The organism is Pseudomonas sp. B6002, from assembly GCF_013385985.1.
In the GTDB taxonomy this organism is placed as follows: Bacteria; Pseudomonadota; Gammaproteobacteria; order Pseudomonadales; family Pseudomonadaceae; genus Aquipseudomonas.
Map to the genome: position 1 here is coordinate 19,778 of NZ_JACAOY010000015.1, position 26,100 is coordinate 45,877.

General features: G+C 59.8%; 24 protein-coding genes. 16 read left to right on the plus strand and 8 right to left on the minus strand.

Annotated elements, in window-relative coordinates; translation table 11 throughout:
• Nucleotides 1–224 precede the first annotated feature (224 nt).
• Genes HX792_RS20175 through HX792_RS20185 form a run of 3 tightly spaced genes read left to right on the plus strand, consistent with a single transcriptional unit; the run spans nt 225 to nt 2,689 of the window.
• Nucleotides 225–1,652 carry a nucleobase:cation symporter-2 family protein gene (locus HX792_RS20175; RefSeq protein ID WP_176997750.1) on the plus strand — a complete coding sequence of 476 codons (1,428 nt, stop codon included), beginning with the start codon at nt 225–227 and terminating at the stop codon, nt 1,650–1,652.
• Between the two features lie 12 nt (nt 1,653–1,664).
• Nucleotides 1,665–2,126, plus strand: a complete 462-nt coding sequence (locus HX792_RS20180; RefSeq protein ID WP_176997751.1) for an LEA type 2 family protein — start codon at nt 1,665–1,667, stop codon at nt 2,124–2,126.
• 5 nt (nt 2,127–2,131) lie between these two features.
• Complete coding sequence (locus tag HX792_RS20185) at nt 2,132–2,689, plus strand: GNAT family N-acetyltransferase (protein WP_176997752.1); 558 nt, start codon at nt 2,132–2,134, stop codon at nt 2,687–2,689.
• Nucleotides 2,690–2,777: 88 nt separating this feature from the next.
• Here the strand turns inward: HX792_RS20185 and HX792_RS20190 are convergent, their stop codons facing one another.
• On the minus strand, nt 2,778–3,704 hold the full coding sequence (locus tag HX792_RS20190; protein ID WP_176997753.1) for a carbon-nitrogen hydrolase family protein: 927 nt from the start codon (nt 3,702–3,704) through the stop codon (nt 2,778–2,780).
• A gap of 92 nt (nt 3,705–3,796) precedes the next feature.
• Here HX792_RS20190 and HX792_RS20195 point away from each other — a divergent pair, with 92 nt between their 5' ends.
• The gene (locus HX792_RS20195) at nt 3,797–4,681 is read left to right on the plus strand and encodes a LysR family transcriptional regulator (RefSeq protein WP_176997754.1); all 885 of its coding nucleotides are present in this window, start codon (nt 3,797–3,799) and stop codon (nt 4,679–4,681) included.
• Here the strand turns inward: HX792_RS20195 and HX792_RS20200 are convergent.
• Nucleotides 4,674–4,928, minus strand: a complete 255-nt coding sequence (locus HX792_RS20200) for a hypothetical protein (protein WP_003190904.1) — start codon at nt 4,926–4,928, stop codon at nt 4,674–4,676. The genes HX792_RS20195 and HX792_RS20200 overlap by 8 nt on opposite strands.
• 164 nt (nt 4,929–5,092) lie before the next feature.
• Here HX792_RS20200 and HX792_RS20205 point away from each other — a divergent pair, with 164 nt between their 5' ends.
• Nucleotides 5,093–5,413, plus strand: a complete 321-nt coding sequence (locus tag HX792_RS20205; RefSeq protein WP_016979401.1) for a YqjD family protein — start codon at nt 5,093–5,095, stop codon at nt 5,411–5,413.
• 36 nt (nt 5,414–5,449) lie between these two features.
• On the opposite strand, the gene HX792_RS20210 is transcribed toward HX792_RS20205, so the two are convergent.
• Complete coding sequence (locus HX792_RS20210) at nt 5,450–6,487, minus strand: Ldh family oxidoreductase (protein WP_176997755.1); 1,038 nt, start codon at nt 6,485–6,487, stop codon at nt 5,450–5,452.
• 174 nt (nt 6,488–6,661) lie between these two features.
• On the opposite strand from HX792_RS20210, the gene HX792_RS20215 reads away from it, so the two are divergent.
• Complete coding sequence (locus HX792_RS20215) at nt 6,662–11,797, plus strand: dermonecrotic toxin domain-containing protein (protein ID WP_176997756.1); 5,136 nt, start codon at nt 6,662–6,664, stop codon at nt 11,795–11,797.
• Nucleotides 11,798–11,817: 20 nt separating this feature from the next.
• Here HX792_RS20215 and HX792_RS20220 read toward each other — a convergent pair whose 3' ends face one another.
• On the minus strand, nt 11,818–12,087 hold the full coding sequence (locus HX792_RS20220) for a PepSY domain-containing protein (RefSeq protein WP_176997757.1): 270 nt from the start codon (nt 12,085–12,087) through the stop codon (nt 11,818–11,820).
• A 153-nt stretch (nt 12,088–12,240) separates the two neighbouring features.
• Here HX792_RS20220 and HX792_RS20225 point away from each other — a divergent pair, with 153 nt between their 5' ends.
• The 7 genes from HX792_RS20225 to HX792_RS20255 all read left to right on the plus strand — a co-directional run bounded on the left by HX792_RS20225 (nt 12,241) and on the right by HX792_RS20255 (nt 18,243).
• Nucleotides 12,241–13,236, plus strand: a complete 996-nt coding sequence (locus HX792_RS20225) for a FecR family protein (RefSeq protein WP_176997758.1) — start codon at nt 12,241–12,243, stop codon at nt 13,234–13,236.
• Nucleotides 13,237–13,564: 328 nt separating this feature from the next.
• Nucleotides 13,565–14,017, plus strand: a complete 453-nt coding sequence (locus HX792_RS20230; protein WP_176997759.1) for a hypothetical protein — start codon at nt 13,565–13,567, stop codon at nt 14,015–14,017.
• A 1-nt stretch (nt 14,018) separates the two neighbouring features.
• The gene (locus tag HX792_RS20235) at nt 14,019–14,582 is read left to right on the plus strand and encodes an adhesin (protein WP_176997760.1); all 564 of its coding nucleotides are present in this window, start codon (nt 14,019–14,021) and stop codon (nt 14,580–14,582) included.
• Between the two features lie 66 nt (nt 14,583–14,648).
• Entirely contained in the window at nt 14,649–15,356 is a 708-nt protein-coding gene (locus tag HX792_RS20240; RefSeq protein WP_176997761.1) for a heme utilization protein, read from the plus strand.
• 62 nt (nt 15,357–15,418) lie between these two features.
• Nucleotides 15,419–16,096: a C39 family peptidase gene (locus HX792_RS20245; protein ID WP_176997762.1), complete on the plus strand. Its 678-nt coding sequence runs from the start codon at nt 15,419–15,421 to the stop codon at nt 16,094–16,096.
• A 37-nt stretch (nt 16,097–16,133) separates the two neighbouring features.
• Nucleotides 16,134–16,880: a hypothetical protein gene (locus HX792_RS20250; protein ID WP_176997763.1), complete on the plus strand. Its 747-nt coding sequence runs from the start codon at nt 16,134–16,136 to the stop codon at nt 16,878–16,880.
• A gap of 49 nt (nt 16,881–16,929) precedes the next feature.
• On the plus strand, nt 16,930–18,243 hold the full coding sequence (locus HX792_RS20255) for a hypothetical protein (protein WP_176997764.1): 1,314 nt from the start codon (nt 16,930–16,932) through the stop codon (nt 18,241–18,243).
• Nucleotides 18,244–18,415: 172 nt separating this feature from the next.
• Here the strand turns inward: HX792_RS20255 and HX792_RS20260 are convergent, their stop codons facing one another.
• Nucleotides 18,416–19,741 carry a sigma-54 dependent transcriptional regulator gene (locus HX792_RS20260; RefSeq protein ID WP_176997765.1) on the minus strand — a complete coding sequence of 442 codons (1,326 nt, stop codon included), beginning with the start codon at nt 19,739–19,741 and terminating at the stop codon, nt 18,416–18,418.
• A gap of 344 nt (nt 19,742–20,085) precedes the next feature.
• Between HX792_RS20260 and HX792_RS20265 the strand changes: the two genes are divergently transcribed.
• On the plus strand, nt 20,086–20,346 hold the full coding sequence (locus HX792_RS20265) for a hypothetical protein (RefSeq protein ID WP_176997766.1): 261 nt from the start codon (nt 20,086–20,088) through the stop codon (nt 20,344–20,346).
• A 65-nt stretch (nt 20,347–20,411) separates the two neighbouring features.
• Here the strand turns inward: HX792_RS20265 and HX792_RS20270 are convergent, their stop codons facing one another.
• From HX792_RS20270 to gnd, 3 genes are read right to left on the minus strand one after another with little or no spacing between them, the layout of a single operon-like run.
• Nucleotides 20,412–21,236 (minus strand): HAD family hydrolase, encoded by an 825-nt coding sequence (locus tag HX792_RS20270; RefSeq protein WP_176997767.1) that lies wholly within the window; start codon nt 21,234–21,236, stop codon nt 20,412–20,414.
• The gene (gene zwf, locus HX792_RS20275; protein WP_176997768.1) at nt 21,233–22,756 is read right to left on the minus strand and encodes a glucose-6-phosphate dehydrogenase; all 1,524 of its coding nucleotides are present in this window, start codon (nt 22,754–22,756) and stop codon (nt 21,233–21,235) included. Before zwf ends, HX792_RS20270 begins: the two co-directional genes overlap by 4 nt.
• Nucleotides 22,753–23,736 (minus strand): phosphogluconate dehydrogenase (NAD(+)-dependent, decarboxylating), encoded by a 984-nt coding sequence (gnd, locus tag HX792_RS20280; protein WP_176997769.1) that lies wholly within the window; start codon nt 23,734–23,736, stop codon nt 22,753–22,755. Before gnd ends, zwf begins: the two co-directional genes overlap by 4 nt.
• A gap of 272 nt (nt 23,737–24,008) precedes the next feature.
• On the opposite strand from gnd, the gene HX792_RS20285 reads away from it, so the two are divergent.
• Entirely contained in the window at nt 24,009–24,185 is a 177-nt protein-coding gene (locus tag HX792_RS20285) for a DUF6026 family protein (RefSeq protein WP_176997732.1), read from the plus strand.
• A gap of 162 nt (nt 24,186–24,347) precedes the next feature.
• Nucleotides 24,348–26,090, plus strand: a complete 1,743-nt coding sequence (locus tag HX792_RS20290) for a phosphoethanolamine transferase CptA (RefSeq protein ID WP_176997770.1) — start codon at nt 24,348–24,350, stop codon at nt 26,088–26,090.
• The last annotated feature ends 10 nt before the right edge of the window (nt 26,091–26,100 follow it).

The following is a 26,100-nucleotide window of genomic DNA, read 5'->3' on the forward strand; positions in this document are numbered from 1 at the left end:
GAGAAGTAGTGTTGGCGAGCGTCCCTGCCGCGACACGATCAGTGGGCGTCAACGCGCCGCTCTGACCTTTGGGCACCACTGTTGTAATAGGTTTGGTGGGCCTATCCACGCTATCGGCAGGTGGGCCGATTTAGTGCAGGATGTTTCGAAATATTTTTACACACTTCTGACGACCGGCAGTTTCTGGCATTCTTCGCCTCCATTTTCTGACCCGAGCCCGTATTTTGTCTGACGCTCAAGCCCCCCGCCCCCGCTATAAATCCGACCTGATCTACGGCCTGGAAGACCGCCCGCACTTCACCGCGGCGATCTTTGCCGCGCTGCAACACGTGCTGGCGAGTTTCGTCGGCATCATCACCCCGACCCTGATCGTGGGCGGCGTGCTGGGCCTGGAAAGCGAAGTGCCGTACCTGGTGAGCATGGCGTTGTTCGTGTCGGGGCTGGGCACCTTTGTGCAAGCGCGCAAGTTCGGCCCGGTGGGCTCGGGGCTGTTGTGCCTGCAAGGCACCAGCTTTTCGTTTATCAGCGTGATCCTCAGCGCGGGCTTTATGGTCAAGGCCCGGGGTGGTGGCACCGACGAGATCCTGTCGACCATTTTCGGCATCTGCTTTTTTGCCGCCTTTATTGAAGTGGTGCTCAGCCAGTTCATCGGCAAGCTGCGCAAACTGATCACCCCGGTGGTGACCGGCACCATCATCACCTTGATGGGCCTGTCGCTGATCAAAGTCGCGGTCACCGACATGGCCGGTGGTTTTGGCGCCAGCGACCTGGGTGCCGCCGGCAACATGGGCCTGGCCGCGCTGGTGCTGCTGACCATCGTGGTGCTCAACCGCTTCAGCAACCCCTTCTTGCGCCTGGGCTCGATCGTGATCGGCCTGACCCTGGGTTTTGTGGTGGCCTGGTGGATGGGCCGCGTCGACATGGCCGCCCTGCCCCATGTGCCGCTGATCAGCGTGCCGGTGCCGTTCAAATATGGGTTCTCGTTCGACTGGGTAGCGTTTATCCCGGTGGCGGTGATCTTCCTGATTTCCCCGCTGGAAGCGGCCGGCGACCTGACCGCCAATTCGATGATTTCTCAACAGCCGGTCAAGGGCCCGCTGTACATCAAGCGCATCAAGTCGGGCCTGCTGGCCGACGGCCTGAACTCGGCGATGGCCGCGACCTTCAACAGCCTGCCGATGGTGACCTTCGCCCAGAACAACGGGGTGATCCAATTGACTGGCGTGGCCAGCCGCTACGTGGCGTACTTCATCGCCGGCCTGCTGGTGCTGCTGGGGCTGTTCCCGATGATCGGCGCGGTGCTGCAACTGATGCCCAAGCCGGTGCTGGGCGGCGCCACCTTGATCATGTTCGGCACCGTGGCCGTGGCCGGTATCAAGATCCTCGCCGAAGCCGGGCTGCATCGACGCAATGTGCTGATCGTGGCAATCTCCCTCGGCATGGGCCTGGGCGTCGCCGCTGTACCGGAAGTGCTGCGCGACCTGCCCAAGGCGTTGCACAACATTTTCGAATCGCCGATTACCGTGGGCGCGTTCTGTGCAATCCTGCTGAACATTTTCCTGCCGGAAGAGTTCATAGAACTGGAAGAAGATGAATTTGATCCGGAGTCCTCTACCCTCAAGGTGATGCAGGACCCGGACGTCACGAAATAGGGAGCACTGTTAATGCGCAAGCTCATGGTTCTATCGCTGTTACTGCTGACCTTGAGCGCCTGCGCCCTGTTCCCCAACCGCGACCCGGTGAATATCACCGTGGTCGGCATTGAACCCCTGCAAAGCCAGGACCTGGAAGTGCGTTTCGCCGTGAAGTTGCGGGTGCAAAACCCCAATGAAACGGCGATCGACTACAACGGCGTGGCCCTGGACCTGGACGTCAATGGCCGGCCGTTGGCTTCGGGGGTGAGTGACCAAAGCGGCTCCATCCCACGTTTCTCCGAGACAGTGCTGATGGTGCCGGTGAGCGTTTCCGCATTCTCCGTATTGCGCCAGACCCTTGGCCTTAGCCAGACTCAGAGCCTGAACAACCTGCCCTACGTGCTGCGCGGCAAACTGGCGGGTGGGCTGTTTGGCACCATGCGTTTTGTCGACCGTGGCACGCTTGACCTGCCCAACACGGCCACGTGGTGATCGCCATGCAACCGACGCTCTATACCGAACGCCTGATCCTGCGCCCACTGACCCTGGACCATGCCGACGCGATCCAGCAGATATTCCCCCATTGGGAAGTGGTGCGTTACCTCAACGACGAGGTGCCCTGGCCTTACCCGGCCGATGGTGCACGCAGCTTCCTGGAGAACGTGGCCTTGCCCGGCATGGCGCGGGGCGAGGAATGGTGCTGGTCGATCTTCCTGAAGGACTCACCTGACACGTTGGTCGGCAACATCAGCCTGTTCGATACCGAAGACGACAACCGTGGCTTTTGGCTCGGCCAGCCATGGCACGGCCAAGGGTTGATGACCGAGGCCTGCGCGGTGGTCACCGACTACTGGTTCAACGTGCTCGAACGCCCGGTATTGCGCGCGCCCAAGGCAGCGCCCAACCAGGGATCGCGGCGGATCTCCGAGCGGGGCGGCATGCGCTTGGTCAAGACGGTAGAAGGTCACTTTGTCGAAGGCACCTTTCCCCGGGAAATCTGGGAAATAACCCGCGAAGAATGGCTGAATTTCCAAAAATCGACACCCACCCTGTAGGAGCCGGCTTGCCGGCGATGGCGGCCTCCCTGCCAATAAATTGAGTGACTGATAGACCGCTATCGCCGGCAAGCCGGCTCCTACAGGTTTAACCGGTGGTGAAGCGAACGCCCGGTTTGGCGCGCTCATCCACGCTCAATTCGAACACATCCGGCCGCGCATAGTGCCCCACGACGTCATAGTCATACCGCGCCCGCACCAAGTCATCGGTGTCGATCTGCGCCGTCAACAGCCCTGCTTCTCCCACCAATGGCCCGGCCAGGATGTCACCCATGGGCCCGACAATCACGCTGCCTCCGGCGATCAAGGGACGGTCTGACGGCCAGTTGGCCACCTCCCCCCCCAATGCCGCCGGCGAGGCCTGTACCTGGCAGGCGCTCACCACAAAGCAGCGGCCTTCATGGGCCACATGGCGCATGCTCACTTGCCACATTTCACGCTCATCCACGGTGGGTGCGCACCAGATGTCCACGCCTTTGGCGTACATGGCCGTGCGCAGCAGCGGCATCATGTTTTCCCAGCACACGGCACCGCCGATACGCCCCACCGCCGCGTCGATCACTGGCAGGGTCGAGCCGTCGCCCTTGCCCCAGATCAACCGCTCGGTGCCGGTGGGCATCAACTTGCGGTGCTTGGCCACCCACCCGCCCGTAGGCTCGAAATACAGCACCGTGCAATACAGGGTGTTGCCACTGCGCTCGATCACACCCACTACCAGGCTTGCGCCCGTGCGCGCCGACAAGCCAGCCAAGGCGTCGGTCTCGGCGCCGGGCACATCGATGGCATTGGCAAAGTAGCGGGCAAAGGCTTCGCGACCTTCCGGCAGGCGGTAGCCCAATTGAGTGCCGAAGGCTTCACCTTTGGGATAGCCGCCCAGCAGCGCCTCGGGCATCACCACCAGTTGCGCGCCGCTGCGGATGATTGCGTCCTCGTAGCCAAGGATTTGCGCCAGGGTCTCGCCCTTGCCGCCCGGCAAGGATCCGATTTGCAGGGCCGCTACAGTAGAAACAGGCATTACGATCACTCCAGAGTCAGGGGGGTTGCCCATTCTCCGGCCAGCCATGATCATGAATAAAGCCCACCTCAGTGCTGAATGATATGAACCAAATGAATATCGCCCAGGTTGACCTCAACCTGCTGAAAACTTTTGAAGCCCTGCATGACGAGTCCAGCGCCAGCCGCGCCGCCGTGCGCCTGGGTGTGACGCAGTCGGCCATCAGTGCGGGGTTGCGGCGTTTGCGCGAAGTGTATGGCGACCCATTGTTCGTGCGCACCGGGCGCGGCCTGGCGCCGACATTGCGTGCCAATCAGTTGAAACCGGTGATCAGCGAGGCGCTGGAGCGCTGTCGGCAAAGCCTGGCGATGGTCAACCCGGATAACCAGCACTATCAGGGTCGCTCCGTGGTGCTGGGGCTGTCGGATGATTTCGAGATTGCCTACGGCCGGCGCCTGATGGAAGCAATCGCCCGGCGCGCGCCGAAACTGCGGGTGATCTTCCGCCAGACCCACAGCCAGATCGTCGCCGGTGCCCTGCTCGACCGCACCCTGGACCTGGCGATCACGGCAGGCGGCTTTGCCCACGGTCGACTCAGTCGGCAAGTGTTGGGAGAAGGTGATTACCGCTGCCTGGTGGATTCAGACCAAACCAGCATCAGCCTGGACGAGTTCGTCGCCCGTGAACACGTGCTGGTGTCATCCGGTGGGTTTATCGGGATTACCGACGAGGGTTTGGCGGCACAGGGGTTGAGTCGCCAAGTATGTGCCTCCACCAGCCACTTCGCGGCGCTGCCGTTTTTGCTCAAGGGCAGCCAGGCGGTGGCGACCATTCCCGGGCACGCGGCGCAGGCCATTGCCGCCATGACCGGCCTGCATGTGCTGCCCTGCCCGTTGGCGTTGCCGCGCTACCCGGTGGAGTTGGGCTGGCGGACCCAGGCGCAACTGGACCCGATGCTGCTGAAGGTGCGTGAAGCGATTGTGGCGAGCTTTATTTAGCCGCCGCCATCAACTTGTTGACCTCACTGCGCACCATGTTGGAGAACTCGGGCGGCGACATACCGTCCAGCTCGGCGCGGACCCACTCGGCCCACTTGCCCTTGCGCTTGGCGCGCTCGCCGAACAACCGTGCCGCTTCGCCCTTGGCCTTGCCCAGGTTGGTTTGCCACAGGTCGTAGAGGCGGGACTTTTCATCTTCCAGCTCGGCGCGTTCGGCGAGGGTCTTGTTGGCCAGATTGAAGCTCATGTTGAATTACCTGCTGCACAAATAGACGACATCTTACACTGTAGGTCGAAATTTCCTGATTCGGATTTTTGCCCAGTCGTTGGCAGGCGCAAAAAAACTGCAACTTTTGCCGCTGCCCGGCACTCCATTGTTCACTGTCACATTCACTCGCAAGGAGTCACACAATGGCCCGCAAAACCGCTGCCCAAGCCGTCGAAGACCAAATCAAGGACCAAGCCTTCAGCGAACTGACCGCGCTGATCGAAGAATCGGACAAGCTGCTCAAAAGCAGCGCATCCCTGGTAGGCGAAGAAGGTGAAACCCTGCGCGAGCAGGTCGCCATCAAGCTCAAGCAAGCCCTGGACTCAGTGTCCAATGTGCGCGAGCGCAGCAAGCCCGTGGTAGACGCCACCGAAACCTACATCGGTGGCCACCCGTGGCAGACCGTGGCGATTTCCGCAGGTTTCGGCCTGGTGGTCGGCCTGCTGCTGGGCCGCCGTAACTGATACATGAAGGCTGCGCCGGATACGGCGCAGCCTGTTTTATTGCTCGGCCAGCACGCGCAGCCGCGCCAATTCCTCTGCGTCAATCTCGATACCCTGCTGGTCCGACCGCGCCCGTGTGCGATGACGTCGATCTCCCGGCAAGCGCCGCAACCCCGCCGCATGCATCTGCCGCACCAGTTCCTGGCTGCGCTCGGCGAAGCTTTGCCCGGCGGTCTTGCTCGGGTCGATCAGAATGAGCAGTTGGCCGGTCCACGGCGTGCGGGCGCCCGGGTGATCGGCCCAGTTGAATTCGAAGGAGAAATTGCCGCCCGTCAGCGCCGCTGCCAACAGCTCGACCATCATCGACAGCGCCGAACCCTTGTGCCCGCCAAACGGCAACAGTGCGCCGCCTTCCAGCACGGCCTTTGGGTCCTGGGTGGGCTGGCCCAGGCTGTCCACGCCCATGCCCGGTGGCAGGCGCTCGCCCTTGCGGGCAGCGATCTGCACATCACCGTGGGCGATGGCGCTGGTGGCCAGGTCGAACACGATGGGCAGGCCATCGGCACGCGGTGCAGCGAAGGCAATAGGGTTGGTGCCAAACAGCGGGCGGTCCGCCCCGTGGGGCACCACGCAGGTCATGCTGTTGACCACGCTCAGGGCCACCAGGCCTTGCTCGGCAAACGGCTCGACATCCGGCCATAACGCGGCAAAGTGATGGGAGTTGTGGATGGCCAGCAAGGCGATCCCGGCACTGCGGGCTTTCTCTACCAACAAGCTGCGAGCGGCCTCCAGGGCCGGCTGGGCGAAACCGTTGCCGGCGTCCACTCGTACAAAACCGGAAGCCACGTCGGTGACCACAGGCACTGCCTTGCCATTCACCCAGCCACTGGCCAGGGTGCTGAGGTAACCGGGAATACGAAAAATACCGTGGCTGTGGGCGCCATCCCGTTCGGCGCTGGCGCAATTGTGCGCGAGGATGGCGGCCACTTCAGGTGAAGTGCCGTGACGGACAAAGATGGCGTGGAGCAAGGCCACCAGCTTGGAGAAACCGATGGTGGCACTGGAACTGTCAACAACCGTGGGCTGGGCAGACATCTGAAGCTCCGATTTTATGATTGGAGGGGGCATACAGCGTGAAATCCAGACCTGTGATTAAACAACGCCGCCTGCGGCTACTGTCAATGGCGTTTACGGCAAATATGTAGCCCCATTAGGCAACAGCACCGCCCTAGCCTGCTGGCCCGCCCCGAATGCCACAGAGAAAGGTTGATGGTACAGCTCACTCCACCGTATTTTTTTGATGAATTCCTGCGCCCGATCCGTCGCAAACACCCTTCAGAACGGGAACGCGCGCTGGGCTTGACGTTGAACGATCTCGACTGGCTGATGACGGTCTACACCGCAACCGATGCCGGGCGCCAAGCGTGTGAGTTTCCGATGATCGTCGAATCGCTGGTGATCGAGAGGTCCGGAGAACCTGCAACAACGCTGGCTGGCGTCTTCATGATGAGCCCGACTCCTGATGCAAGAAAGGCCCTGCTGTACAGCCCCTATGGAGGAATCGAAGTATTCGACAACCGCGCTGTGGCCCTTGCTGCCATCAGAGAACGCCTTAGAAACAAAACGCTACATATTGATTTAATTAGCTTTTTATCCATAAAAGAGCGTCAGGCTTTTGCTTTCGACAGCTTATTCGCCCTGACCACTGCACCGGTTGAAGGCATTGTGTTTGTGGAGCAGGAACAGGCGATTGAGGCAAGCCAGCAGCAGAACGTGCAACGTGCCCTGGATGAATTACGCACGACGCCGAGCCTCACCTCAATGCTCGACACGCTGTTGAACATCATGGCGCGCTCTTATTTTCCCACCCTCGATCAACGCTATACGTTGGTAAACACGTTCCTGGTTTCAGCAGTAGATAACGCTGTTGACCGATGGTTAGCCTCGTCGCCCCTCAGTGAAACCCTGTTGCAGTACTACCTGAAACCGGAGTGGCCGCCCAACCGTACGCGCACCTTCACCCACCCCAGGCACGATAGAAGCGCCATGACAGAGGAAAGGCTCAAACAGGATTTCGAACGCTGGGAGCGCGTTGTGGAACACACCGCTGGCGTGCTGTCCTCTCTGTTGAGCAGCCGGTTGCAGACGTGGTGGAATGAAACTGTTGACGGCGATCAATCGCGCATGGATCTGTTTGCTCAACTGATGAGTGACAAATTTCGCGCCGACCTGCTGTTCAAGCACCAAAACGGGATTCTTTCATCCGAAGAAGCGCATCGACTGCGCGCGGTTTTCCTCCCCGACAAGGCATCACGCCGCGACTGGCATGCGACCTTGAATATCGAAAAGATCAGCCTCCATGCGCCCTATCAACATTATGTGGAACTGGCCGCGACGCTGTTGATCAGCGGCCAGCATGCCTACCTCTATACCCAATCCCGCGGGCTGCAAGTCTTGAAGGACCTTGAGGACCTGAAAGATGTCCTGCTGAGCATGCTCAAGGCGGCCGGCCATCAGGACGAACTGTTGAACTTCCTGTCCCTGGACGAGCGCAGCCTGTACCTGGCAATGGATGGGGTGCAAGTCAGCGGACTGCCCGTGGGGGGCAGCGTTTTCGCCGGAATGGTCCAAGACATTGCGCGCAAGCAATCGAGCAACGTGGAGCACGCACTCGCGCTGTTTCGCCGCAGCGATGGCGAAGCCGACCTGGCTGCGCTGCTCGACTGCGCACTGGACCTGCGCCACATGCTCGACAGTCGGCTGCTGGCACTGGAAGCCGGAGGGCGGTGGAGCCTGCACCCGGCCAGCAGCGGCAATGGCCGTCCCTCGACGGTACAGGCAGAGCGCGCCAAACAACATCTGGTCGCGCTGCGTGCAGCGGAAGCAGCCTTGAAGGCACAACGGCAGAAGCACCCCACGTTGCGCAGCCTGGCCGCGCATGCCCTGAAGCAGGAGTTGAACCTGCGTTTGCTGGACCTGGACCCCACGGATGTGTTTGCCAATACCTACGCCACTGAGGCGCAACAACAAGAGGATCGGGACCCTTTGTCTTCACGAAACATGGTCGATTACCTTGTAGAACGTTTAGCAAACGCAGCAACACCTATCGACGGCTCACCACGCACTGGCCTGTACAACGCTCGCCGTGCCGGGACAGCCACGCGCTGGAATAACCTGGACAGCCTTGGCTTCAATCAGATCATAGAGCGGGCCATGCCACTTTTTGTTGAGCAGGACTTACGCGCACTGCCGCGCGCGTTCCTGGAAAGCCATCGCGCCGACATGAGCGCGGCCTTGATGCAGGGGCTACGCAGCGAGGCTCAATTGCGTCTGCTCAACAAGACGTTGAGCCCCCACCATCACGCCATACTCGATACGGTCCTGCGCCCAGACAGCATGACCCGCGACAAGCGTCATGGGCTTGAAGGCTTCCTGCCCGATGCCTATAGCTTGACACTGACCCTCGGCGATGACGAAACACCCCGCGCCCTGGCCAACTGTTTCGTGTTGACACAGCGCGGTGGCACCGACCCTAACCTTTCAGGTGAAGTCGTCCTCTGGACTCCGCAACAGGGCCACGAGCCCTTTGCCTCACTGAAGGTTTTGCGTCAGGCACTTCAACAGCGCCTGGCATTGCCTGATCGATACCTGCTGCAGAACCTGCCCATCAGTCTTCGCGCGCCCCATCAGGTCTATCGCCTCGGTCCCTTGCAGCGCATTGACGAACACTTCCTGAACAACCGCCAGCAGAGCTACCTGGACTACCACCTGGATACGCTCGACTATTGGCTTGCCATGCCATTGAAGCCCACACGGCTGCAAGACCGTCTGGATGATGAAATGCAACGGCTGGCACCGTCGAATCTGCCGCGCGCCCGTGCAATCGCAGAAGCGATCGTTCACCAGCAGACGCTGCCGGTGTGGCTGGGCATGGCGTCCGCCGAAGAGCAATTGCTCCACGCCGAACTGCTTGAGCAATACCGGCTCAGTGCGCCGGACAATCAGGATTACCTGCATGGGTTGCCCCCCCTGCGCGAGCACGTCGCCAGTGCCTTGACGAACCTGCTTAAGGCACGTTATCCGGATGCCGCGCTGGACCCTGAAGCGATCTTGATACCTGCACGCGTGGCGCTCGACGGCCATACTCAAACCCTGACCGATTTTGCCTTGCGCCACCTCCCCGACCTGCTGCCCGACAACCTCACCCCCAGCGCCCTGGGGCTCACGCCGCTGCCAGCGAGCCTGGACGGCATGGCGGTGGTGCAGTTGGTACGCCAACTGGACATTGCCAAAACCTATCGCGAACTGCTCACCACCCACCTCAGCGCCGACACCGACGATGCCCGCAAGCGACGTGACCTGTTTTGCCGGCAACTGCCATGGCAACTGTTGCGCCACGCCCATGAGGAAAAACTTGAAGAACGCATCAGCCCCTCGGCCTGGGGCGTTATTCAGCAAATCTTTGACATGCCGGATGCTGTGGCGCGGGATAAAGTCAGCGGCGCCACTGCAATGATTCGCCCTCTGCAAATGATCGCGACTGCCGGGGCGCTACCGGTGACGGTGCCTTGTGTCTACGTCATCGGTCCCCGGGCGCCGGCAACTGGCCCGCTTGTGCTCTATGCGCCGTATGCGCCACTGCGTGTGCTCACCGAATACGCCAACGAAGACGAACTGCTCAGTGAGATTAATCGAGCCGGTGCCCTTCAGGATTGGATCATCCTGCAACTGGGCGATCCCGACCAAGCGATATGGCGCAACCTGCTCAAACAACCAACCCGTCAGGGCAAAAGCGACGCCCGCCTGGCGTCGAATCCGATCAGGCACAATATTTTACTGCGGCTATTCAGTGATAACGTCGCCCAACTGCTCAAGATGCTCGCCTGCCAATTCACCCGCGACGGCAAGGATCAATGGGACGGAATCACCAGCCTGTTGCGCAAAGGCATTCCCATGGCGCTGCACTTCATTGCGGGCAAGCTCGAATACCCACTGGTGGTCTGGCGCAGCTACAAACTGTTCAAAGCCTCGGCCGAGGCGCTGCAAGAACAGCATTTCGGGGAGGGACTGCGCACTTTCATCCAGGGCGTAGCGACACTGGCCTCCCTGCGCAAGGAGCTTGATGCATTGATGACGATTGTCACGCCCTCACCTCCCACCGATCTGCCAGCAGACTCACCAGCGCCCGCCATGACCATCGAAGGCCTGGATATCACCGACCCTACACGCACGCGGATGCGCCGCTTTGAAGATGTCGGCGCGTCCCTCGCGGATCTGCAGGAAAGCTCCGCCAACCACCTGTTCACCGACCCGACCCGGAACCGGACGTACGCGCCGGTAGCCGGACGGGTGTACCCGGTCCGAAGGGTGGGTGAACGTTGGCGAGTAAGCCTTGCCCAGGCACTGGGGCCCTACCTCGAACGCAACTCGCAGGGCCAATGGGTGCTTGATCTATCCGAGCGGGAGCCGCGCTTCGGTCCTGCACTGTCGCGCGTCAGAAACCGTACCATTACCCGCAGAACCGAGCGTGATTCGATCAATATTGAAGCGGTAGGAATGCCAGCAATCCGGTCGGCGGCCCCCGCCAGAGCGGCCTGCATTGATGGGGCACTCAATGTTGCGGTTTTCTACACATTCAGATGCGCACGCAATCTGGCGCTATTTGCACTGCAAAGCGATCCCAACTCCCCATGCGGACGTTTCTTGACGGAGATGTTCGGCATACTCAACATTACCCCGGGCCAGTTGCTCAAGATTCAAACGCGCGTCGCAGAAATCTTCAATGGGCTGACCCAGCAAGATTTGATCAGCCTCAACTCACCCCGATTTGTCACTGGCTCCGCCCGGTGGTCGCCCACCCAAACCTATGCTTTTGTGATTCCTGAAGACGCGGATCGAAAAATCTACTTGCTGGAACACTTTTTCAATACACGAATGAGCACCTATCAACCGCATCTCATGGTGCCGTTCGACCTTGACGACCATGCCCGTGCAGCGACGTTGATTCACGAGATGAGTCACTTGGTCTCCGATACTGAAGACATCGCGTATATGGACACGATGCGTCCCTTTCTCGATATCATCAATCGTGGAACCGCTGACGGCCTGCGTAAATACACGGCCCTGTCCAATTTGCAAAGCACCGCGCTGTCTGTATTGACACCGGCAACCATGCTATTCAAAAGCTGGGATGACTTGGCAAAGCGTTGGGAGGACTTCGGCAGCGTCGGCTCGACCAAACTGCGCAATAAAGTGCTGCATCTCACGGGCACGAGGACGCTGGACGATGCCCGGCAAACGTTCATGAGTGATCCAGATCGGCGGCTGGACATCATTCTGGCCAACGCAGATTCGGTGACGTATCTGATCACGCACCTGGGCCGCAGATTGGATCCGGGGGCCTGAGCGGCCCCCGGTGGTGGGTATCAATCTTTCTGGTCGCGCAGGATATTGCCCGACGCACCGTCAATGCGTGCTTCGTACACAGAGCCATCGGACTTGCGCCCCTTGACTTCCCAATAGCCGTTGTCGTCAGCCTCGGCCTGGTAGACCTCGACATACCCGGCCTTGGTCTTGGCGACTTCGATGGCCTTTTCAATGGTGATCCAGCCCGCGCCCGGCTTGTCAGCCAGGGCTGAACCGGCGCCCAGCAAGGCAGAAGTGGCACACAGGGCGATTAACGTTTTCTTGAGCATCTTCGTTCTCCATCAAGGGAATATCGGACTCATGTCCTGAATGTTTTAGGTGTTTCCAAACGAGAATAAGTTCCAATTGATGTGCAATCGCCATGATGGCTGTTCTCGTGGTCCACCCGGGGAGGTTAGAATGTGGGAAATCAGGATGAGTTAATGAGCGAAAAGTCCCTTTCAGAAGCCGAATACGACGCTATCACCGACGCCGCCGCGCATTGGTGCATGCGCCTGCATGCCAGTGATTGCACCGCAGACGAACGTCAGGCTTTTGAGCAATGGCACGATGCTCATCCGCTGCACGCCTTCGAATACGCGGCCATGCTGGAGATCTGGGACGTCGCCGATCACCTCCCGCGCACTGAACCCGCGCCGACCGTGGTGCCGTTCAAGCCTCGCAGCCGCCTGCGCACCTATGCCGTGGCGGCTGCCGTCTGCCTCGCCGCCCTGCCTATTGCGGCCTTTACCGGCTGGGAAGCAGGCTGGTTACCCAGCTCGTACGAACACTTCGAAGCGGCCAATGGCCTGCGCAAAGTCACCCTGGGAGATGGCAGCCAGGTGGAATTGAACCTCGGCACGGAGCTGGTCTACAGCAACTACAAGGACCAACGCCGGGTCACGCTGAAAAAGGGCGAGGCATTTTTCAAAGTCACCCATGACATCAGCCACCCGTTTATCGTGCGGGCCGGCGAAGGCCAGGTACGGGTGACGGGCACACAGTTCAACGTCTGGAAATATGAAGACCAGGTGCGGGTGATGCTGCTCGAAGGCTCGGTGCAGATCGCAAGCGACACCGTGCACGGCAGCGTGCCGCTGACCCCAGGGATGCAGGCCAGCTACCAGCATGGCGACGCCACCCCTCGCGTGAACGCGTTCAACCCCAATGACACCGCACTTGCCTGGCGCCAGGGCAAACTGGTGCTAGACAACCTGGCACTGGCCGACGCATTGCCGCTGATCAATCGCTACTTGAACAAACCCGTGATGCTGGCGGACGCCAATACCGGTGCAATCCGCATCGGCGGCATCTACAACATTAATGAGGTCAACAACCTCGTCCCCTCCCTGCCCAAGGTGTTGCCGGTCTACCTGACACAGAACCTGGACGGCAACCCCGTACTCAATTCAATCCCGCGTAAAGCCCCGAAAGGCTGAGCCGCACCTGCACGTCCTGGGCGCTCTCGCGCCTGCAGTGTCCATTTTTGAAACACCCTCCTCCCCTGAACCGCCCGCCCTGAGCGGATTCATCGTTTTGTCATACGCACTGTTCCATCGCTGATACAGCCCGGCGAATGCAACGCGGCGTGCCTGCGTATATCCGGCGCAACAATGGCTGTCTCACGGCTGAAACAGCCTCTCGAAGGAATTTTCATAGACCGACCACAACCCATTGAATACATGAGGAAAACAAAAAGCGGCACGCGTTCTGCTCTATCCCTGACAGCGCTGTTTAGGGTCAGCGCGAAGAATAAGGAACACTGCCATGGACACTCACAATCCAGGCTCACTGAGCCTCCTGCTGATCAGCTGTGCACTGAGTGCCAGCGTGAGCATTCCGGTGCTGGCTGCCGGGGATGGCGAGATCATTATTCAGCGCACTGTTCAAGGCCACATGGCTGGCCGCTCTCCGGGTGTTGACCCGAATCCCGTTACCGCCAACGCCAACCCTTCATCCCAAGTCTTCCGCGCCATGAACGGCGAGCTCAGCGATAGCGACATCGCGGGGATCAGCAGCGGCGCCAGCATCAACCGTACCCTCATGCCGGGCGGCAACCTCTCGGGTTTGAACACCCTTACCGCCAATGGCACTGGCCTGGGTTCAAGCATGGCTGCCGGGCACGGTGGCGGCAGCAGCGTCTCCGGAACCGTCAACGGCGCGATCTCCCAGGGCCTGCAGCCTCTGAATAACCTCGGCAGCATGGTAGGGGGACGCTGACATGAATCACTCCTTGATCCTGCTTGCGATGCTGGCCTGCTCATCGGCGATGGCCGACAGCAATGACAACGCCACCATCGACAACTCGGGCAAGCAATACAGCGGCGTCGTCACGCTCAACCAGGCCGCAGGCGACCAGCAACAGTTGAGCAACAACGTCGCCATCACCATGGGCCACAACGCCCAGGCAAACATCAACGTCACCCAGAAAATCAGCGGCGCACCCGCCGACCGGTCCCTGAACGCCAAGGCGTCGATCCAGGGCAACTCTTTCAGCAATGGCAACGGCGTACTGAGCGTCAATCAGTCGGCCGGGGCCCAGAACCAGATGATCAATGCCGTGCGCATCAGCGTCAACGCTGGCCCGCAGAGCATCGACGACAGTGTCATGTCGCAACAGAACGTTGCGCTTGCAACAGACTCGGGATTGACCTCTACCACTGGCAGCCGCCAGGTCGTTACCAGCGACCAGGCCTTCACCGGTAGCCGTGGAGTGGTACAGGTCAACCAGAGCGCCGGGGTGGGGAACCGAGTGGCTAACACCCTGAATTTACGACTCAACTGATGGAGCTGGGTCGATAGCTAGACCGTACCAACACTTAACCAACTAATAGAAGCAAGGAGATACACCATGAAAACTACAATGGCCCTCAAACCACTGGCTTTCGCTCTCGCTGCTCTCATGGCTGTTGCTGCTCAAGCGGGTCAACCCCATCATCCACAGCCTGCGCCAACCACCAGCGCCAGCGCGACTTCCAATGATGGTCAAAGCAACCATGGCAACGTGGTGATCAATGACAAAACCAAAAACAACGCTTCGGCCAACGATTCGTATGACCACGACAGTGGTGTAACGAACGGCAACGTGCTGAGCGGTGCCAACAACCAAGGCAAAAACGACGTAGTCGTGCAAAACGCCGATGCTGATTTCGTGTTCGCTACCGTGAACTCGGCACAATCGAACACCGGCAACTTCGTGCTCAACAGCGGCACCAAAAACAACGCGTCGCTCAACGACAGCGGCAACAACGCCTCGGGCATCATTCAGTTGAACGCCGCGGCCGGCAACTCCAACCAAGGCAGCAACAGCACCGTTGTACAGGCTAACAAAGACGGCACTGGCGGCGCTGCGACCATCAACGGCGTGCAGGACGTGTCCGGCAACCTGGTGCTCAACCTGAGCAGCGGCCATGGCTGGAACACCAAACCTGTGGTCAACAACGCCAGCGTGAACAACTCGATGAACTACGGCTCCGGGGTGTCGAACTCCAACGTACTGTCGGGTAGCAACAACCAAGGTCAGAACAACGTAGTCGTGCAATCCACCACTCGCTTCTGATCCAGATAGGGCCTTGGCAACAAGGCCCTTTTTCATTCCAGTGTCCAACAGGTCATACGATCATGCGCCTCGTTGCCTTCCTCCTCCTGTTATCACTCACCGGCCCGACCTGGGCAGGGCAAATGGCCGTGGTCATGCCCGGTGGTGGGCTGATCTACAAAAAGGTCGAGAGCATCCGCGAGCGCAAGTTCGCCAACCTGGTGGAACAGAAAACCGATTTCAGCTGTGGTGCTGCCGCGCTCGCGACCATTTTGCGCCAAGCCTATTGGATGGACGTGGATGAAGACCACGTGATCAAAGGCATGCTGGTCAACGCCGACCAGGACCTGGTGCGTACCCAGGGCTTCTCCATGCTCGACATGAAGCGCTACCTGGAAAGCATCGGCATGCGTGCAAAGGGCTACCGGATCACTCCAGAAGTGTTGCTCACGGTGAAAGTGCCCGTTGTGGTGCTGCTGGAAATACGCGGCTACAAGCACTTCGTGGTCATGCAGCGGGCCGATAAGGATTGGGTGTACATCGGCGACCCGGTACTGGGCCACAAACGGTACGCGAAGGACGACTTCGTCAAAGGCTGGAACGGCATCGTGTTCGCTGTGCTGGGCCAAGGCTACGACAAGACCAACGCCCTGCTCGACCCACCCACACCGCTGACCGCCAAGAACAAGTTGAACGAATTCGCCCCAGTGCGGGACAGCGAATTGAAGGACTTCGGTTTCATCCAGAGCGACTTTTTCTAAAAGCGCCACACGGGGCAGGACGCTCCAGGAGCAGACGATGAACACTTACCGTTGGCTGACGGTCATGTGCCTGGCAGCCTCAATGCCCGCTTATGCGTCATCGGCGTTCAAGCCGATCGAACTCAAGGATTCGGAAATGGCCGACCTGCGTGGGCGCTACGTAATGCCCGGGCGGATCATCAGTTTTGGCATTGTCATGAGCAGCACCTGGACCAACGCTGCCGGTGACAGCATCACCGCCAATGCCAGCATGCAGGTCAACTCCTCCACCGTCACACCGCAATTTTATGTCACCACCACCAGCACCGTCGGCAACGGCTCCACACCCAACACGGGCACAGGCACCGTCATCGGCGGCTCCGGCCTGGGCAGCGGCCAGGGTGTGACCCAGAGCGTGCGGGCGGCCGGCGACGGCAACACCGCCAACAATGGCGTCGACATCAATGTGACCCAGAACGGTCTGGCACCGGCCAACATCGTGCAGTCCGGCCAAGCTTTAGTTGCCGGCCAGACCATCACCGGGCAAAGCGGCGCCGGCCAGGTCAGCGTTTCGGCCAAGAATGGCGGGTTGCAAATGGCGATCCTGGCCAACAATAACCAGGGCAACGTGGTCCAGCAGATTGGTGGCGGCAACGTCCTGCAGGGCACGGTTATTCAGGGCAACAGCAACTTTGTGAACAACCTGACTCAGCTAAATGTGGTGCTGGGCAACAACGGTTTGAACAATTTCGCGCAGAACCTCAATTTGAATCAACTCAAGGGCCTACGCACTCCCGGTTATTGAACTACGCTGAGCCTCGACACTTACGCATTAGAAAGGGACGGCTGACTTCATGCATCGATCTTTATCGCTACGTGCCGTGGTTTGTTTGAGTACGCTCCTGCCGGCATCCATGTTGTATGCCGCGCCGGACGCCGATATTGAAACGCTGAAACAGGAACTGCTGGAACTCAAGCAACGCTACGAAGTTCAGCAGAAAGCACTGGCGGTATTGGAGCAACGGGTTCGGCAGGTCGAGGATCAGCCAGCGGCACCACCGCCCAAACGCCTGGCCAAGTCGCCAGCCGACTTCCAGAAAGGTGGCACCACCGTGGCCGGCAATACGCCGGGGGTTGGCGCAGCTGCCGCCTCGGGAGGGGCTGGCGGCGGTGCATCCTACGGTCAGTCGCTCAAGGATGACTCGGCGCCCGCGCAGAGCGTGAGCAACTTGTACAACGAAGCCAGCGGTTTCTTCGGCAACGGCAAGTTCAGCTTTGAAACCGGGGTGACCTATTCTCGCTACGATGCCCGTCAGTTGACGCTGAACGGTTTTCTGGCGCTCGATTCGATCTTCCTCGGCAACATCAACCTGGACCGGATCAAGTCGGATAACTGGACGCTGGACCTCACCGGTCGCTACAACCTGGATAACCGTTGGCAGTTCGACGTGAACGTGCCGGTGGTTTACCGCGAGTCGACGTATCAGTCGGGCGGCGCCAACGGTGGCAGCGGCACCGCCACCTCCGAACAGTCGGTGACCCGTGACCCAACCATTGGTGACGTCAACTTTGGCATTGCCTACAAGTTCCTCGACGAAAGCGTCAACCTGCCGGATGCGGTGGTATCGGTGCGGGTGAAAGCGCCTACCGGCGAGGATCCATTTGGTATCAAGCTGGTCCAGTCGCCGACCAACACCAACCTGTATGTCCCGGAAAACCTGCCGACCGGCAACGGTGTGTGGTCGATCACGCCGGGGATCTCCCTGGTCAAGACCTTCGATCCGGCGGTGCTGTTCGGCTCGCTGTCCTATACCCACAATTTGGAAGACTCGTTCAGCGACATCAGCTCCAACGTCGGCCAGAAAGTGCCGGGCAAGGTCAAACTGGGTGACAGCTTCCAGATCGGTGCAGGCGTGGCCTTTGCACTCAACGAGAAGATGAGTATGTCGTTCTCGGTGTCGGACCTGGTGCAACGCAAGAGCCAGCTCAAGCCGGATGGCGGCGATTGGCAGTCGGTGGTTTCCAGCGATGCCAACGCCGGCTATTTCAACGTCGGCATGACGATCGCGGCCACCGACAACCTGACGATCGTGCCGAACTTGGCCATCGGGATTACACCGGACGCGCCGTCGTTCAGCTTTAGCCTGAAGTTCCCTTATTACTTTTAGCGGTGTGATGGAGGGCCTCATCGCCGGCAAGCCGGCTCCTACAGTTTGAATGCGCTCCCCTGTAGGAGCCGGCTTGCCGGCGATGGCTGCCTAAGGGTCGCAATTAACGGCAGCAAAAAGGAAAAGCCCCGCAACGATAAGGGTCGTTGCGGGGCTTTTCGGTTTACCCGCCCTAGCGGATCTGGTGTTTGTGCAGCAACCGGTAGAACGTCGGCCGGGAAACCCCCAGCACGCGGGCGGCGACACTCAGGTTGTCGCTGTGCCGGTTGAGCACGTCGCACAGTGCCTGACGCTCGGCACGGTGCTTGTAATCCTCCAGTGTAGCCATCGGTGGCGCAATTGCCTGTTCACCCTGCAATCCCAGATCAACGGCTTCGATCTGCCGACCTTCGGCCAGCACCAGGCCGCGGCGTACACGGTTGGCCAGTTCGCGCACATTGCCCGGCCACGGGTGTTGCCCCATGGCCACCAGGGCATCTTCACTGAAGCTGCGCGGGCGGCGGCCGGTTTCCTGGCTGTAAAAGCGCGAGAAGTGATTGGCCAGCATGGCCACATCGCCATGGCGCTCACGCAGGGGTGCGGTGATCACTTGCAGTACATTGAGCCGGTAGTACAAGTCTTCGCGAAAAGTGCCCTTGGCCACGGCGGCCTCCAGGTCGACGTGGGTGGCGGCCAGCACCCGCACGTCCACGGGAATGGGCTGGCTGCCGCCGACACGTTCGATCTGTTTTTCCTGGAGAAAACGCAACAGGTTGGCTTGCAGCTCCATCGGCAAATCACCGATTTCATCGAGGAACAACGTGCCACCGTGGGCCGCTTCGATACGCCCGACTTTGCGTTGATGGGCGCCGGTGAACGCGCCTTTTTCGTGGCCAAACAGTTCGGACTGGATCAGGTGCTCGGGAATGGCGCCGCAATTAATCGCGACAAATGGCTTGGCATGGCGCTGAGACTGGCGATGCAGGGTTTTGGCCACCAGCTCTTTACCGGTGCCACTGTCGCCGCGAATCAACACCGGGGATTCCGTCGGTGCGAGCTTGGAAAGCAATTTACGCAATTCGCGAATCGGTCGGCTATCGCCCAGCAGTTCATGTTCAGGCTCGTCAACCTGGGCAAAACCCTTGCCCCGCAGGCGTGCCATGCCGAACGCGCGCCCCAGGGTAACCTGCACCCGGGCCACGTCGAACGGCAAAGTGTGGAAGTCGAAAAACCATTCGCAGACAAAATCGCCGACATTCTGCAGACGCAGCACGTCCTGGCTGAGCACGGCGATCCACTCGGTACCACTGCGCCCGATCAACTCCTTGACGGCTTCCGGGCGTTCCAGGTGCGAGGGCTGCAGGCGCAACAGTCCGACATCACAGGAACGGTCACCGACGGAGGCCAGGGTGCAACTGTCCACTTCCCACCCGGCGGTGCGCAGGCCTGGCAATAGTTCATGGCAGTCGTCACAAGGATCGACCACAAGCAGACGGCGCTGCACAGGTGTAACAACCATGACTATTCCTTGGCGCCAAAATTGTTAAAGTTATTTAGAAACAACGGTTTGTGGCGCCTGTCGCTAACACTAGCAAGGTCTTGACGCTTTCCTTGTACCGTTTCGCTATAAGTGTTGGCAAAAAGCCACACCCCTGCACTCTCACACAAAAAAGTTAGGGATCGGCGAAACTTTCATTCAGCTTTCAAAACAGGCGCTTACATGACATCAGTCACGGAAAGTCGAAATTTCTTACACTAACATGTGACCCGTACCCTGCCTTCGTGCATCAGTACAAGTAACCCGCCGCACGGTCAGCCCAACCGACGGCACTCACTTGAATGGGCAATGAGAGAGAACCCAACATGAACGCCCCGCTCCGCATCAACGAAGCTCTTTTGATCGCAGACCGTGCCTTCCAGCCCTTTCAGTGCGTGGCCTGGCACGATGGCCATGGCGCCCTCAGCCTGAGCGTTATCGACCGTACCAATACCCGTATCGGCAGCAAACAGCTGTCTTCGAGCGACTATACCGACCCGGCTCAACTGGAAGGTTTGTTGTTGCAGGCGCGCGCTGAACTCGACAAAGATGGCTATCAGTTGCAGTCCTGGGCCATGCCGAAGTAATACCGCACTGTAACTTCCGCCCGTGGATTAAACGGGCGAAAGTTCAGTGTTAGTGCGTAAGGATTTTATTGCGCAGTGAGAATAAAACGCTCGATGGCCTCTGCCGCGCCGTCCTCGACGTTACTGCCGGTCACAACATTGGCTTGGCGTTTAACCGTTTCTTCGGCTTGGCCCATGGCAATCGACAATCCGGCCACATGAAACATCGCCGGGTCATTGCCGCCATCCCCAATCGCCATGGTTTGCTCAAGCGGCACGCCAAGGTGCGCCGCCAATGTCTTCAGCGCCTCCCCCTTGTTGGCCAGCATGGCGGTCACGTCCAGATATACCGGCTGTGAACGCGACACCTGGGCCAGGCCCTGCACCTTGGGTTGCAACTGCGCTTCGAGTTCGACCAGCAACTGCGTGTTGTTGCTGGCCGCGACGATCTTGTCGACGCGGTCCAGGTACGGCTCGAAACTCTCGACCACGCGCGGCCCGTACCCCAGGCCATCCGCTTCGCGCTTGACCATCGGGCCAGGTGGGTCACGGCGCAGCCATTCCCCATCAGCAAACAGCCAGACTTCCACATCGGATTCCGGTGTAAACAGCGCCAACGTCACCAACGCCGCTTCTGCCGGCAGGTAATGGGCGACGAGCACGCTGCCGTCGGGGTTGATCAGGGTGCCGCCATTGAAACCCGCCACCGGCACATCGATGCCAAACGCCTCGACCATCTGCAACATGGCACGCGGCGGTCGCCCGCTGGCCAGGCTGAAGAACACCCCGGCGTCGCGCAGGGCGCGCACCGTGTCGAGGGTGCGCTGGCTGGGCGTGTGATCGGGATGCAGCAAGGTGCCGTCCATGTCACTCAGCACAAACCGGATGGGATGGATCGCTGCATCACTCATCCGAGGCTGTGCCAGGTACGGCCATCACGGGCCAGCAACGCATCAGCGGCCGCCGGGCCATCTTCACCCGCCTTGTAAGCCTGGATACCGTCGTCTTCTTTCCACGCATCGAGGAACGGCTGCACCGCACGCCAGCCGTTTTCGATGTTGTCGGCACGCTGGAACAGGGTCTGGTCGCCGGTCATGCAGTCGTAGATCAGGGTTTCGTACCCGGTCGACGGTTGCATCTCGAAGAAGTCCTTGTAGTCAAAACCCAACTCGATATTGGCCATTTCCAGGGTCGGCCCAGGCTTTTTGGCCAGCAGGTCGAACCACATGCCTTCATTGGGCTGGATCTGGATTTTCAGGTAGGTGGGCTTGAGCTCGTCCACATCGGTATCGCGAAACTGTGCGTACGGCGCGGGCTTGAAGCAAATCACGATTTCGGTGTCGCGGATGCTCATGCGCTTGCCGGTGCGCAGGTAGAACGGCACGCCGACCCAGCGCCAGTTGTCGATCATCACCTTGAGCGCCACGAACGTCTCAGTGCTGCTGTCCGGCGCCACGTTGGCTTCTTCGCGGTAACCGGGCAGTTGCTTGCCACCGATTTCACCCGCGGTGTACTGGCCGCGCACCGAGTTTGCCCGGGCGTCTTCCAGCGACCATGGCCGGATTGCACCGACCACCTTGGCCTTTTCACCGCGCACCGCATCGGCACCAAAGGCCGCAGGCGGCTCCATCGCTACCATGGCCAGCAATTGGAACAGGTGGTTGGGCACCATGTCCCGCAGCGTGCCGGTCTTCTCGAAGAAGTTGCCGCGGGTTTCCACGCCAACGGTTTCGGCGGCGGTGATCTGCACGTGATCGATGTAATGGTTGTTCCAGAACGCCTCGAACAACACGTTGGAGAAACGGCTGATCAGGATGTTCTGCACCGTTTCCTTGCCCAGGTAGTGGTCGATCCGGTAGATCTGCTTCTCGCTCATCACCTTGAGCAGGCAGGCGTTGAGCGCCTCTGCGGTGGCCAGGTCGGAACCGAAGGGTTTTTCGATGACCACGCGACGGAAGCCGTCTTCGGTTTCCGCCAGCAGGCCGGCGCTGCCCAGGCGCTGCACCACTTCACTGAAGAAGCGCGGTGCAGTGGCCAGGTAGAACACGGCATTGCCGGTGCCGCTGTCGGCGATTTTCTTGCCGATGTCGACATAGGTGCTGTCGTCGAGGAAATCACCTTCGACGTAGCTGATGCCTTTGGCCAACTGCGCCCATATTTCCGGGTCCAGGGCGTTCTCGGCATTGCCGCGTACCTTGCTCGCGGCCTCGGTGCGAATGAAGTCTTCGAGCTTCTTGGCGAAGTCGGCATCGCTGATGGCGTTGTGATCAACGCCAACAATGCGCAGGCCATCGCCCAGCAGCCCGTCACGGCTGAGGTTGTACAGCGCCGGCATCAGCAGGCGCTTTACAAGATCACCATGGGCACCAAACAGAAACAGTGTGGTGGGCGGAGCGGGTTCGGCCTCTGGTTTCTTGCCGTTGGCGGTCATTTTTTGGAAGTCTCCACATGGCCGCCAAAGCCGAAGCGCATGGCAGAAAGCATTTTGTCGCCGTAGGTGCTCTGCTGGCGCGAACGGAAACGGGCAAACAGCGAGGTGGACAGCACCGGTACCGGCACCGCTTGCTCCATCGCCGCTTCGATGGTCCAGCGGCCTTCACCGCTGTCAGCCACGGAGCCGGAGTAACCGTCGAGTTTCGGGTCGGTGGCCAGGGCGTCGGCGGTCAGGTCCAGCAGCCAGGACGAGACCACGCTGCCACGGCGCCACACTTCGGCGATGTCGGCCACGTTAAGGTCAAAGCGCTGGTCTTCCGGCAGGTTGTCCGAGTTCTTGGTCTTGAGGATGTCGAAGCCTTCGGCGAACGCCTGCATCATCCCGTACTCGATGCCGTTGTGGATCATCTTGACGAAGTGCCCGGAACCGGCTGGGCCAGCATGGATGTAGCCTTGCTCGGCGCGAGGGTCGGCGCTGGCGGAACGGTCCTTGGTGCGCGGGATGTTACCCAGGCCTGGTGCCAGGCTCTTGAAGATCGGGTCGAGGCGCTGCACGGTCTCGGTGTCGCCACCGATCATCATGCAGTAGCCACGCTCCAGGCCCCACACGCCACCGGAGGTGCCGACGTCGACATAATGCAGGCCCTTTTGCGCCAGGGCCTTGCCGCGACGCACGTCATCCTTATAGTTGGTGTTGCCGCCGTCGATGATCACGTCACCGTCTTCCAGCAGCTCGCTCAGTTCATTGATGGTGTCTTCGGTGGGTGCGCCAGCGGGCAGCATGACCCAGACAGCGCGAGGCTTTTGCAGCCCGGCAACCAGAGCTTTCAGGTCGGAAACGCCCGTGGCGCCCTCTTCGCTCAGGCCTTTCACAAACGCCTCGTTACGGTCGTATACAACGGTGGTATGCCCATTGAGCATCAGGCGCCGCGCAATGTTACCGCCCATGCGGCCTAGTCCGATAATCCCCAGTTGCATGTGCTGATGCTCCTAACTGCCAAATAAATGTGTGACATAGTTTATAGCGCAATGAGGCTAATGAGGGTTAGTCCAGAGCGGATACGTGGAGTTTCATGACAAAAAAGTTGCCATCGTTTCACCATCACCGCATCAAAAGTCACACGACCGCCAAAAATAAAAAAGTTCCATTGCCACAAAAAAGAATTCAGAATTGCTTCCGACTGCTGCCGAGAACCTCGACTCAAGCGTTCTGGCACACCGCGACACACCGGCTATTTGCGAGGTAAGCAATGACCACTGCACAGATGACCCGTCCGCCACAGACCCTCTACGTCACTATCCGTCGCGATGAGTTGCGCCAGTTGAAAGACGAGCGCGATCAGCTGCAGCAGGAAGTCATGCGCCTGCGCTCATACCTGCAAGCCCAGCTCGAACAGCCTTCCGGTTCGCAGCCTGCACTCTGCTAAACCCCGCCGTCAGAGGTTTGTAAGGTAATCACCACATAAATCTCACGAAGTTTTCACACCCCTGTCACGATACTCCTGCCCGAAGGGCCACCCCATGCAAGGGTGGCCTCTGTTGCGTGCACCCTTGCGCGTCAGCTGAGAATTTTTGGGTTGGAGCGCTGGATGGCGATGTTCAAACGCAGCACCACGTCTGCGAAAGGTTTTGATTGGGCGGGCCTTGGCTGGCTGTTCCTGTTCTTCTGGTACTTCTCGGGTATTACCCAGCTGCTTATCCAACTGACCGGCACTTCCGGCTTCAGTGGTTTTCGCCAAGCATTCTTCATGAGCGCGTTGTGGCTGGCGCCGATGCTGTTGTTCCCGCGCCGCACCCGTTTGCTCGCCGCCTTGATCGGCGTGGTGCTGTGGGCCTGCTCCATGGCCAGCCTGGGTTATTTCTTTATCTACCAGCAGGAATTTTCGCAAAGCGTCATCTTCATCATGTTCGAGTCGAACATCTCTGAAGCCGGCGAGTACGCGACCCAATATTTTGCTTGGTGGATCGTCCTGGCGTTCATTGCCCATACCGCCATGGCGGTGTTCCTGTGGAGCCGCTTGCGCCCGGTATACTTGCCGCGCGGCCAGTCTATGCTCGCGGCGGCAGCGATTGTTTTGGCCGTGGTGGGTTACCCGCTGGTCAAGCAGATCGCTACCAGCGACACCATGGAACAGGCCATCGACCGCTTCGAAACCCGTATCGAACCTGCCGTGCCTTGGCAGATGATCGTTGCCTACCGCCGCTACACCGAACAGTTGGACAACATGCAAGGCATGCTGACCAGCGCCAGCCAGATCCCGCCTCTGAAGAACCTCAAGGACACCATGGCCGGCCAGCCGTCGACCCTGGTACTGGTGATCGGCGAATCCACCAACCGCCAGCGCATGAGCCTCTACGGCTACCCGCGCAACACCACGCCGGAACTGGACAAGCTGCGCGACCAACTGGCGGTGTTCGACAACGTCATCACCCCGCGCCCCTACACCATTGAGGCGCTGCAACAGGTGTTGACCTTCGCCGACGAAGAAAACCCGGACCTGTACCTCAAGACGCCGTCGATCGTCAGCGTAATGAAGCAGGCCGGCTACAAGACGTTCTGGATCACCAACCAGCAGACCATGACCAAGCGCAACACCATGCTCACGACCTTTTCCGAACAGGCTGACGAGCAGGTGTACCTCAACAACAACCGCAACCAGAACGCGCGCCAATACGATGGCGATGTCATCGAGCCGTTCTCCAAAGCCCTGGCCGACACGGCCGAGCGCAAGTTCATTGTGGTGCACTTGCTGGGTACGCACATGAGCTACCAGTACCGTTACCCGCCGACCTTCGACAAGTTCACCGACCGCCAGGGCGTGCCAGCCGGTATCAGCGACGAGCAGTTGCCGGTGTACAACAGCTATGACAACGCGGTGCTGTACAACGACTTTGTGGTGTCGAGCCTGATCAAGGATTACGCCAAGACCGACCCCAACGGCTTCCTGCTGTACCTGTCCGACCACGGCGAAGACGTGTACGACTCGGCGGGCCACAGCACCCTGGGGCGTAACGAAGGCAAACCAACGGCGCCGATGTACACCATTCCGTTCATGGCCTACGCATCGCCGAAATGGCGCGAAACCCATGACTGGAGCTTTGCCAGCGATTTGCAGCGCCCTTACAGCAGCTCGCAATTGATCCACACTTGGGCCGACCTGGCCGGGCTGAGCTTCGATGAATGGGACCGCAGCAAGAGCCTGGTCAACGACAGCTTCAAGCCGCGACCGCTGATGATCGGCAACCCTTATGAACGCCAGCAGAAAGGCCTGATCGATTTCAGTCTGATCAAGCCGAAGAAGACTGATACATCAGAAGTCGTCCTCAAGTAACCGCGGCGTT